General features: G+C 69.9%; 9 protein-coding genes. 3 read left to right on the forward strand and 6 right to left on the reverse strand.

Going from position 1 to position 10,424, the window contains the following annotated elements; all coding sequences use genetic code 11:
* Positions 1–62: 62 nt before the first annotated feature.
* Genes ACRDSQ_RS29315 through ACRDSQ_RS29330 form a run of 4 tightly spaced genes read right to left on the reverse strand, consistent with a single transcriptional unit; the run spans position 63 to position 3,848 of the window.
* A complete protein-coding gene (locus ACRDSQ_RS29315; protein ID WP_431425522.1) occupies positions 63–602 on the reverse strand; it encodes a class I SAM-dependent methyltransferase in 540 nt (179 codons plus the stop codon).
* Positions 603–642: 40 nt separating this feature from the next.
* Positions 643–1,314 (reverse strand): hypothetical protein, encoded by a 672-nt coding sequence (locus tag ACRDSQ_RS29320; RefSeq protein WP_431425524.1) that lies wholly within the window; start codon positions 1,312–1,314, stop codon positions 643–645.
* 27 nt (positions 1,315–1,341) lie between these two features.
* A complete protein-coding gene (locus tag ACRDSQ_RS29325; RefSeq protein ID WP_431425526.1) occupies positions 1,342–2,205 on the reverse strand; it encodes an alpha/beta fold hydrolase in 864 nt (287 codons plus the stop codon).
* 41 nt (positions 2,206–2,246) lie between these two features.
* The gene (locus ACRDSQ_RS29330) at positions 2,247–3,848 is read right to left on the reverse strand and encodes an HD domain-containing phosphohydrolase (protein ID WP_431425528.1); all 1,602 of its coding nucleotides are present in this window, start codon (positions 3,846–3,848) and stop codon (positions 2,247–2,249) included.
* A 102-nt stretch (positions 3,849–3,950) separates the two neighbouring features.
* Here ACRDSQ_RS29330 and ACRDSQ_RS29335 point away from each other — a divergent pair, with 102 nt between their 5' ends.
* The 3 genes from ACRDSQ_RS29335 (at position 3,951) to ACRDSQ_RS29345 (ending at position 7,865) form a co-directional block, all read left to right on the forward strand.
* Positions 3,951–6,833 carry a helix-turn-helix transcriptional regulator gene (locus ACRDSQ_RS29335; RefSeq protein ID WP_431425530.1) on the forward strand — a complete coding sequence of 961 codons (2,883 nt, stop codon included), beginning with the start codon at positions 3,951–3,953 and terminating at the stop codon, positions 6,831–6,833.
* Between the two features lie 83 nt (positions 6,834–6,916).
* Entirely contained in the window at positions 6,917–7,330 is a 414-nt protein-coding gene (locus ACRDSQ_RS29340; RefSeq protein ID WP_431425532.1) for a DsrE/DsrF/DrsH-like family protein, read from the forward strand.
* A 22-nt stretch (positions 7,331–7,352) separates the two neighbouring features.
* Positions 7,353–7,865, forward strand: coding sequence for an OsmC family protein (locus ACRDSQ_RS29345; RefSeq protein WP_431425534.1), 513 nt, complete (start codon positions 7,353–7,355; stop codon positions 7,863–7,865).
* A 371-nt stretch (positions 7,866–8,236) separates the two neighbouring features.
* Here the strand turns inward: ACRDSQ_RS29345 and ACRDSQ_RS29350 are convergent, their stop codons facing one another.
* Complete coding sequence (locus ACRDSQ_RS29350) at positions 8,237–9,325, reverse strand: glycosyltransferase family 4 protein (protein WP_431425536.1); 1,089 nt, start codon at positions 9,323–9,325, stop codon at positions 8,237–8,239.
* On the reverse strand, positions 9,322–10,416 hold the full coding sequence (locus ACRDSQ_RS29355) for a glycosyltransferase (RefSeq protein WP_431425538.1): 1,095 nt from the start codon (positions 10,414–10,416) through the stop codon (positions 9,322–9,324). The genes ACRDSQ_RS29350 and ACRDSQ_RS29355 overlap by 4 nt, the downstream gene beginning before the upstream one ends.
* Positions 10,417–10,424: the final 8 nt, after the last annotated feature.

The following is a 10,424-nucleotide window of genomic DNA, read 5'->3' on the forward strand; positions in this document are numbered from 1 at the left end:
ACGTCCTCGCCAACACCCCGATCGAAATCCGGTCCGGAAGCCGCTCCTGAGCCGCCTTCACCTCACGTGTCACACCAGCCACACGACGATCTTAACCCACCACAATCACTTAAGGCAGCGGCATTGGGCCGACCCCGGCGGGGCCAACGCCATTGGGCGTGGTCGAGCAGCAGAAGACGGCCGCCTGGGCGCAGCACTCGTTTCATCTCGGCGAGGACCACCGTTCGATCGTGGAACTCACACATGGCGAGGGTGCAGACCACTGAGTCGAAACTCTCCGCTGCGAACGGAAGCCGTGCCGAATCGGCCTGCAACAGCGAAACGTCACGCAGGTCGTTCGCTCGCTTTCTAGCTATCGAGAGCAGTTCCGGGTCGAGGTCGAGCGCGGTCAGGGTCACGTGCCGCGGGTAGTGGCGCAGGTTCAGGCCGGTGCCGACGGATACTTCCAGCACGCTGCCCGATGCACGAGAGACAATCCACTGCCGGCTGTCTCCCAGCACCAGGCGCTCGGGTGGCAGCCCGGCCCGTCTGTCGCGTCGGCGACGCTCACGATCCGCCGCCCCTCGGTGACTGGCCCAAGGTCTTCTCGTCGTGTCGGTCATGGCGACTTCCCTGCCGGCTGGTGCCATGGCGCGGTGGCTGTCATGTCGCGTGCCTCGTTCGATGCTGTGCCAGGACAGGTGTCGCCGGGTAGTTCCGCATGCTGTACGCCAACGGAAGCAGAGCCACGAACCCGGCGACACCTTGCAGGTGGAATTGGATTGTGGACAGCGGGACCACGCGCGACAAGGCCATCACCACAAGCGCCGCCGCGACGAGTCTGGCCGGCCACGGGCTCAGCACTCCGCTTCGGGAAACTCCCACGGCGAATCCGAACATGCTCGCGGCGAAGGTGATCCCGCCGGCCACCAGGATCGGGATGAACCACGGGAGAATCGCGATCTGGGCGGCTGCTATGTCTCCACCCGCCTCGTTCGCCGCGAGTGGCGCGAATTCCATCGCCGGCAGCATTGCGTAGAGCGTGCTGCCTATGACGACGAGGGGCAGGGCGGGGGCGCTCCAGCGGTTCTCGCCTGCCGCACGGAGGTGACTCCGGATCGCGAGAAAGGCCAGGGCCAGCACCCCCGACGCTAGGCCTGTCGCCAGATGCGCGACCCCCCAGCGCGTCGGCCCGGCCGCGACCGCCGCAGCCAGCGCTTCGATGTTCGGCTGGCGGCCGGGGAGGTAGGGGTGGTAGCTGAGCGCGGCGAGAAGGAGCGCGGGCGCGATCGCAACGACGCCTGCGCGAAGTGAGCGGTTGGCGAAGGTGGACATGACGTACCTCTTTGTCGGCAGTGCCGGTCAGCGGGTGAGGGCGGCTCGCAGGGCGCTGAGGAATTCCTCGGGCCGCTCGAGTGCCGGGTCGTCACGAGCATCCTCGATCACGTGCAGCGGCCATCCGTATCGAGAGCTGGCCCGTTCTGCCTTGTGCAGTGGGACGCCGACATCGTGGCGACCCCAGATCAGGGTCACCGGAACGGTAATGCGGTCCAGGTAATCCGCCGGGATCGGCGAGGACAGCCAGGGCATAAGGCTACGCATCGCGGTCCGGACGGTGGGGTTGCGGAAGCGGTCCAGTGCATAGATGGTCATCCATCTGTAGCGCTCACCCAGCCTGGCGCTGACCTGGTCGCCATCGACGAAACAGTACTTGCGGAAGTTGCGCTCAAGCCCTTGCTCGGTCGGGCGCAGCAGCATGCTGAGGAACCCGAGGATCATCCCGACCGGCGGCCGGAATCGACCAAGTCCGTGGGAGTCGACGAGCACGAGCCGTGCGACGCTGCCTGCGTGCCTCGCCGCGAAGCGTGCCGCGAGAGCGCCTGCCGGGCCCTTGCCCACCAACACCGGCGGGCTCGCGCAGGTCCGATCGATCAGCTCGCCAAGCCACGAAAGCACGCCGTCTGCGTCGATCCGTCCGCTGGAGATCTCGGAGGCACCGAGACCGGGAAGGTCAGGCGTGACCACGTGGTGGGTCAGCACCAGTTCGGGAATCACTTCCATCCAGACCGCGCCGTACTCGGCCTGAAGCAGGACCAAGGGGGAGCCGTGGCCGCCCTCGAGCACGGCGGTGGACACGCCGTGCACGTCGATTCGCTCGGAGACCGGCAACCCGGCGATGAGCAGCTTACGGGCTTGCTCAGCGGATGGATGGGTCGTGCTCGCCATGATCGACTCCTTGGGAACCCGTTCGATCGGTGGCTCCGACGCTAGGATTGATCGGCGGCGAGGCCCATCGGGAGTTCTCCCCATGTCGCGAGTCCGTGCCGCATGGCGAACAGCGTGGCTCCCGCCCGGGTGGAGACTCCCATCTTCCGGTAGGCATTCTGGACGTGGCGGTCGGCGGTCTTGACGGAGATCCCGAGAGCTCGGGCGACCTGCTTGGTCTGCAGGCCCCGGGAGAGCAGGCCCACTACTTCACTTTCGCGGTCGGTCAGGCCTGTCGGTCGAGTGATGCGCCGCACGTGCTGACCGGCTGCCGCGACCACGGCGCTGACCGCGTCCCGGTCCAGTCGTCCGGCGCGCGCCTCCATGGCAAGTCGCTCGGCCGCCTCGGTCGGTGAGAGGGCGTCCCGGTGGGGGCGCGGCTCGGTCATGGTGTGGTATGCGTCGGCGGTGGCCAGCACGCGTGCGGGCATGCCGAGTGCCGCTGCCGTGCTTCCCCGGTGATAGCCGGAGCCGTCGAGACGTTCGTGGTGGAGGGCGGCGATCGGGATGAGCGAGGCCAGGAACGGCGATCGGCTGAGAATGCGCTCGGTGTGGTACGCGTGCAGCCTGACCCGTTCCCAGTCGTCCGGCGAGAGCGGCCCGGGGTGCTGCCAGATGCGGGCGGGTACGGCGACTCTCCCCACATCGTGGACGAGCGCAGCACGCCGCAGGGCCACGACCTCCGCGGCGCCGAGGCCACATCGGTGCCCGGCGAGCGCTGCCAGGCCGGCGACGCCGGCCGAGTGACCGACGAGGTACGGCGAGACCAGGTCGGCGAAGTCGCCGATCGCGCCCAGTGCGCGATCCACGCCCTCGCCCTCCAGCACGAGATTGGGCGGCGGCTCGCAGGCCAGGGTCGCTGACCACAGTGAGGCGTGCGGGTCGAACGCCAGGATCTCGGCCGCATGGTCCGCGAAAGGCTCCGCGACATCCGGGTCGAACGCACCACCCGCACGGCTCCTCACCACGCGGGCGGCGAACTCGTCACCCCCGAGCATGCGCTGGAAGGCAGCATCCCGGGCGACCTGCGTCACACGCATCGGCAGCGGAATGGCCTCGCCCTTGGCGCTTCCCGACCCGCCCCTTCCGTCCCACCGGGCGCTCGCATGGGTGAAGAGGGCGGACACCGCAGGCGGCAGGCCGAGCCATCCGGTGAGCAACTGTGCGACATCACAATCGGCACGCGTGACATCCATGAACTCGCGCGCCAGGGCGGGAACGCCACGGGCGAGCAGCATCGCGCGCAGGATGGGCGATTGGCCTGGCGGCGCCACCGCGCGGGCCATACCCGCGACCATTTGCGGCAGGGAGCCGAATCTGACGGGAACGGCGTACTTCGTCAGCGCGTGGTCCTCGGCGAAGACCTCCGACGCGGTCTTAGCGCTGGCGGTGCAACCGATGTAGAAGAGCAGCGACGTGTAATGCGCTTGGGCACGCATATCCTGGGCGACCCCGAGGATGTCGCCGAGCCGCGCCGCTATGAGCGCACTGTGCAGACCGTGCTCGAGGGGCACCCCGATGCCCAAGTCCGTCGCGAGGGACAGCGCCGCCACAACCTCAGTCGTGCGGACCTGATCTTTGCCCTGCGGCGTCCGGTCGGACACCGGCCAACCATACTGCGCACCGACGTTTCTCTCGGGACTTCCGGCGCACCGCTCATCGATCGATATCCCTTGTGACCGCAGTCGCGTGGCTACACTCCCGCTGTGGGTGCGGGGTCTCTGATCGGTCGGGAGACGGAGCGGGCTGCAGTCGAGGCGGCGCTCGCGCGCTGTCGTGTGGGCGCGGGTGGTCTGGTGCTGGTGTCCGGTGAGGCGGGTGTCGGCAAGAGCCGGCTGGTGGCTGAGGTGCTCGCGGGCTGCGAGTCCCGGCTACTGCATGGCTCCGCCGTCCTCGGTCGCGGAGGCTACGGGCCGGTGCGGGAGGTCGTGCGGTCGCTGCGCGATGAGATCGACGCCGCAGACCTGCCACTTGGGCCGTTGCTGTCCGAGCTCGGCCCATCGGCCACCGAGATCGATGGCGCTGTTCTCGTCGACGCCTTGCGCCGCGCCTTGCGCCGCGCCGCGGGCACCGGGTCGGTCGTCGTCGTCATCGAGGACCTGCACTGGGCCGATGCCGCGACTATCGACCTCCTGCCGCCACTCGCCGCCGCGTTGACACAGGAATCGGTGCTGATCGTCGCGACCTATCGCAGTGATCAGCTGCCTCGGGCGCATCCGCTGCGGCGTGCCAGGAGCGAACTACGGCGCGGAAGGGGCCTGCGGAGCGAGATCGCCCTGCGGCCACTGGCAAAAGCGCAGACGGAAGCCCTCTGCACCGCACTACTCGGCAGGCCGGTCTCCGCTGGGCTGCTCACCGCCGTGCACAGCCGGTCGGACGGGCTCCCCTTCTTTGTCGAGGAGCTGGCCGCGACGCTGGTGGAGACCGGGTCTCTGCGGGAAATCGACGGCTCGCTGGACATCCCGGCCGACACCGACCTGCCCCTATCGGACAGCGTGGTGGACGCCGTGTTGGCTCGGACCGCGGAACTGAAGAGTGCGTATCCGGACGCCGTGGAGCTGGCCGCCGTGCTCGGGGTTCGGGTGGACCTCACCGCCCTGGCCGAACTGGTGCCGCCGGCGGAGGTCGACGACCTGTTGGACTCCGGGCTCCTCGTGGAGCGGGGCCGGGCCGAGTCGGACACCGCGGTATTCCGGCATGCCTTGGTTCAGGAGGCCCTACACGGTGCAATCCCCTGGGCGCGTCGGCGTGCGCATCACGATCGGGTGGCGCGATATCTGTCCCGGCGCGGCGCATCACCCGAGGTTGTCGCCGAGCATTGGATCGCGGCGCACGAGTATGAGCGGGCGCGGCCATTGCTGCTGTCCGCCGCGGAACGGCACTGCGCCGTGCACGCATACCGCGACGCGGCCAGGCTTGCTCGCCGCGCCCTGCAAGTGTGGCCGGAACGGGTCGATCCCAGCGGCCGGATGGCCGTACTCGAACAGCTGGCGGCCTGCGCCGAACTGTGCGACGAATATGCGTCGGCCGCGGAAGCCTGGACCGCGGTGGGACGGCTGCGTCAGGCCGCGGGCGACTGGTCAGGCGTCGGGATGGCGAACCGCCGCCTCGCCACCGCCCGCGAGCTGCTCGGCGACTGGTCAGGCGCCATTACGGCACGTGAGGATGCCGCGGCGTCCTTCACCGCGTCCGGAGCCAGCGGCGAGGCCGCCGAAGAACGGCTCGCCCTCGCCGAGCGGCTGTGGTCGGCCGCGCACAACACGAGGGCTCTGGAACATGCGGTGGCCGCGACCGAGGATGCCGAAGTCGCTGACCGCGACGACCTGCGAGCGCGCGCGATGGCGATCCAAGGTGGAGTTCGGGCGACCATGGGTGAGGGCGATCGGGGTGTTCAGCTCGCCAGGGACGGGCTCGCGCTGGCCATGCGGAGACAGCGGCCCGAGCTCGCGGGCGAGGCCCACTACCAGCTCGCGGCTGCCCTGCTGTACGCCGGCGATTACGCGTCCGCCGCTCGCGCGTACGAGTCAGCGGCCGAGCTCTGCCGCGAGCACGACATCACCGAGCTGTCCCAGGCGTGTTCCGCTTGCCTGGGGGTGGTGGTGCGCATCATGGGTGAGTGGGACCGAGCGCTGTTGATCTCGGCGAACGTACTCGGCTCCGATCACTCACCACAGGAAGTGCGCATGGTGGCACAGGAGGAGTTGGGCCTGGTCAACGCCCTGCGCGGGGACGCTCGGCGAGCGCGAGGGCCACTACGGCGGGCCGCCGCCTTCGGCCGTGCGCACGAGATCTTCGGCATCGAGGTCGGCGCCATGTGGGGGCTTGCGCTCCTCGCCGACGCGGACGGCGACGACGCGGCGGCGTCGCGCGAGGTCTCGGCGATTCTGCAGCGGTGCTCGGTCAAAGAGGAGTGGCATTTCGCCCTCCCCGCCCTGCGGTGGGCCAGCACGTTCCTCGCCGAGCGGGTCGACGGCGAGCGTGGTGCGCAGTGCCACCGGTTGCTGGCCACGGCCGCGACCAGGGACAGCTCGCCGAAGGTGCTCTCGGCGCTGGCCCACGCGGGCGGCGACCTCGCCCTGGCCAGAGGTGAGGCCGCGCAGGCGGCCGCCCAGTTCGGTCGGGCCGTCGACTTGCTTGAGGGTGTCGCCGCGCCCTACGAGAAGGCGCTGTCTCAGCTGCGCTGGGGTGCCGCCCTGGCCGCTGACGGTCGTAGGCAGGCCGCTGTGGACAAGGTCACCAGTGCTTACCGGACTGCTCGGCAGCTGGGCGCGAAGCCATTGGCGCGTGAATGCGTGAGTCGCCTGGCAGCGATGGGCGAACAGGTCGACCGCAGGCTCGGGCGGCTGGCCGCCCGAGCGCTCGAACCCGCCGGTCTCACCCCACGCGAGAAGGAGGTGTTGTGCCTGCTGGGCTCGGACCGGACGAACCGTCAGATCGCGGCCGAACTGTTCATCAGCCCGCGCACCGTCGACATGCATGTCCGTAACGTGCTCGCCAAGCTCGGCTGCACGTCTCGTGTCGCCGCCGTCCGGCGGGGGGTTGAGCTGGGCGTCGTCGGCAATTCCCCGGTGCTGGAAACACGGCAATAGCCAGCCGGAAATACGGTATGACGACGGATGTTGTCACCGCCGTGCGCTTCTACCGTTCTCCTCATCGACTTGAGGAGGCGGTTATGGAGAAGCTCGCCATCGTGGTGCGCGACGACGCGTACGACAAGATGCTCACCCCGCTGACGTTCGCGTATCTGTACGCGGCCAAGGGTGCGCAGGTCGACATGCTGTTCGTTCTGTGGGCCGTGCGGGCGCTGACCGAGAAGGGTGCGCGTTCGCTCGAGGTCGAGGGCAGGCACGCGGGCGAGGCCGAGGTCCTGCGGGCGAAGATGACCGCCGACGGTGAGCCGACCGACATCCTGGATCAGCTCACGATGCTCAAGGAAATGGGCGTGCACCTGTATGCGTGCCGGCTCGCGGCGGCGACCTTCGACGTCGACGAGGAGAACCTGATTCCCGAGGCCGACGGCATCGTCGATGCGACGTGGTTCCTCGAGGAAAAGGCCGTGCGGGCCGACCACTGTCAGTACTTCTGAGCCTTTGACACGGAGGATGACGATGACATCAGCACTTGAGACGTCGGTGCGGAAGTTCACGGCGGATCCCGCCGCGGGCCGGATCGCGCCGAAGGTAACCGCGACGCTGGTAGGCGGGCGTGCGCAGCTGTCAACAGGTCCGTTCTCGTGGGAGTGCGACCTGCCGACCGCGGTGGGTGGCAGCAACCAGTCGCCGAGCCCGACGGCGTACTTGCTCGGCGCCCTTGCCGCGTGCGCCGTGGTGTTCGTCCGGGACACGCTGGCGCCGGAGTTCGACGTCGAGGCGACCGATGTCAACGCGACGGCGGGCTGCACGGCCGATCTCGGCGGTTTGCTGGGCGTGGCCGGGACTCGTTCGGATCTGGGGGAGTTGCGGGTCGAGATCAGCATCACCTCACCCAGCCCGGCCGACCGGATCGAGGCGCTGCGGCGGGCGTGGCTGGCTCGGTGCCCGATCTATCTCGCGCTGCGCGACGCCAACGACGTCGCGGTGACCTTTACCGTGGCAAGACCCAGTGCAGGGAACGGATCATGAAGGTCGCAGGTCCCTCGCGGCAGCCGACCTTCTGCTCAAGCGAGAAGCGCGTCGGTCGTGACCTTGGACGGGGCGAGCGGACTGGAATCCAGAACTCCTGGAGGAGGAGCACCCTGGGCGACCCCCGGACCCCACGGTGCGATCGGTAGCCATCCCAGCCCTACCGGACCACGGGTGGTTTGCGCTGTGCGCATCGGGCGGGGAGTGGCTCGCGCTGCGCGCAGCGGACTCGGGGGCTCGCTGCGATGGGCGGGCCCTCCCTCTCCTCACCTTCTCGACCCGCAGGGCCATCTCAGGGGTCCCCGAATCAAGCCCAACCACCCGAATGTGCACCACCCCAAAAGCCCCCGGAACCACCCGCACGAAGTCGATCAAGCAAGGCCCCGGTAGAGGGATAGGTGTTGCTGGGCGCAGGTTTCCGGGGAGAAACGGGACCGAGCGCTCGCCGATAGGAGGTCGCCGTTATGCACAGGAGCGGCGAAAAGCGCGCGGAGCTGCCTGGCCAAGTCGTCGACATCACCCGGAACAGCCAAGAACCGCGGTACCCCTGGCACCCTGAGCATGTCGGCGACGCCGCCCGTGTCGGTGGCCAGCACCGGCTTCCCCGCCGCCATGGCCTCCGCGATCACCAGCGGCTGCTGCTCCATCCTCGACGGCAACACAAAAGCGTCGTGCTGTCGCAAGAGAACCGGCACATCGGACCGGAACCCCAGGAAGCGCACCCGGCCGCGCAGCCCCGGGCAGTCGGCCAGACGTTCCGCCCTGGCGCGTTCGGGGCCGTCGCCCGCCACGGTGAGGGTCGCCTCGGGGGGCATGGTGCCGGGGATGGCCAGCGCCGCCAGCAGGAGGTCCACACCCTTGCGTTCCACCAGCAGGCCGGCGAACAGCAGCTTCCGGACCGGGCCGGGTGTGGGGTCGGACTCGCCCATCGCCACGCAGTTGTCGATGTGCACGACCCGCCGTGTGGGGACGCGAAGGCGGCCGGTGAGGAACGTGGCCATGCTGGGGGCCGGGGCCACCGTGCGGGCGACGACCCGAGCCACCAAGGCGTCAGCGGACAGGACGGCCCTGCTGTACCTCGACGGCGGTGGCGCGCCCCGGGTGCCGCGGAACCACGGCTCACCCACGTCGTCCGGGACGCCGTGGTAGGTGTGCACCACGCGAGGCAGGCCCGCGCTGACCAAGCCCGCACGACGGTCCTGGGCGTGCACGACAACGGGATTCCACGCCCGCAGCGCCGCTCTGGCCCGCAGCGCCGCCCCCAGGTCTCCCTTGCGCGGCACCGCGATGAGCTCGTGGTGGCCCTCGATCAGCTCAGCGCCCCGGCGCGGCAGCGGGCCGAAGACGCGGACGTCGGCCTCGCCGGACGCGATCAAGGTGGCGGCCAGGCGCACGGTGAGGTCCACCGGTCCGCCGTGGTCTTGCGTCAGCAGGTACGCGATCCGAAGCCGGTCGGTCATACGGATTCCCTCGGGGAGACGAGTTTCTCGACGAGCGTGGCGATCTGGTCCGTCGCCCGGTCACGGTCGAACAGGGTCTCGGCCCGACGCCGCGCCAGGTCGCCTTCGCGGGCCGCGAACGCCGGGTCGGCCAGCCGCCGCACAATGGCGAAAGCCAACGCGGGGACGCTTCCGGCGGGCACCACGGCACCCGCGTCCGCCACGCTCTGCCGCACGCCGCCGACGTCGAACGCCACCACCGACCGGCCGCAGGCCATCGCCTCCAGCGGGACCAGCGCCATCCCCTCCGCCCTCGACGGCAGGGCCACGACGTCCGCCGCGGTGTAGAAGTCCGCGACCGCGTCGCTGTGCCCCCACCACTGGACGGACTTGTGCCGCGCGACCGCGATGCCGTCTCGCCAGGTGGTTCCCAGTGGTCCGTCGCCGACGAACACCAAGCGCGCCGTGGGCACGGCCGCGAGCACCGCGGGCCAAGCCGCGAGCAACTGGTCTTGTCCCTTGAGCCGGGCGAGCCTGCCCACGCACACGACCGTCGGCGCGTTCGGGGCCAACCCGAGCCGGGCACGGGCGGCCGTCCGATCCCCCGGCCGCAGCCGCCCGGTGTCGACGCCGTTGCAGACCACCTCCGCCGCCGCTGAGACCCCGACTTCGCGACCCGCCACGAGTTCGTCATCGCTCACGCACACCAGTTGGTGCGTCCACCGCGACGCGGCCCGCTCCCAAGCGGCGCACGCCCGGCGCAGCAGCCCACCCGCCGTCTGGAAGGACCACAGGTGCGGCTGGAAGATCGTCGGCACCCGGCCGCGAAGCACCAGCCTCCCCACCAGACCCGCCTTGGAACTGTGCAGGTGCACGACATCCGGCTCGGCCTGGCTCACTATTCGGCCCAGGCGCACCGCTTCGGCCGCCAACGACGGTCCAGGCATCCGGGTCGCGGCCCACGGCCGCACCTCGATCCGCGCCTCCCGTGCCCGCTCGGCCAGCCACCCCTCAGGCGGACACGCGATGCCCACCGACCACCCGGACCGCTGCTGCGCCACCGCCAATTCCAACACCACCGCGGCCACCCCGGCGGCCACGGGCTGCGTCACGTGGATCA

This window comes from Actinokineospora sp., from assembly GCF_050699995.1.
Taxonomy (GTDB): domain Bacteria; phylum Actinomycetota; class Actinomycetes; order Mycobacteriales; family Pseudonocardiaceae; genus Actinokineospora.

Bases quoted from the DNA above. Each gene is read 5' to 3' on its own strand.
- ACRDSQ_RS29350 (WP_431425536.1), bottom strand. From the start codon at position 9,325: ATGACCGACCGGCTTCGGATCGCGTACCTGCTGACGCAAGACCACGGC.
- ACRDSQ_RS29320 (WP_431425524.1), bottom strand. From the start codon at position 1,314: ATGTCCACCTTCGCCAACCGCTCACTTCGCGCAGGCGTCGTTGCGATC.
- ACRDSQ_RS29325 (WP_431425526.1), bottom strand. From the start codon at position 2,205: ATGGCGAGCACGACCCATCCATCCGCTGAGCAAGCCCGTAAGCTGCTC.
- ACRDSQ_RS29315 (WP_431425522.1), bottom strand. From the start codon at position 602: ATGACCGACACGACGAGAAGACCTTGGGCCAGTCACCGAGGGGCGGCG.
- ACRDSQ_RS29345 (WP_431425534.1), top strand. From the start codon at position 7,353: ATGACATCAGCACTTGAGACGTCGGTGCGGAAGTTCACGGCGGATCCC.
- ACRDSQ_RS29340 (WP_431425532.1), top strand. From the start codon at position 6,917: ATGGAGAAGCTCGCCATCGTGGTGCGCGACGACGCGTACGACAAGATG.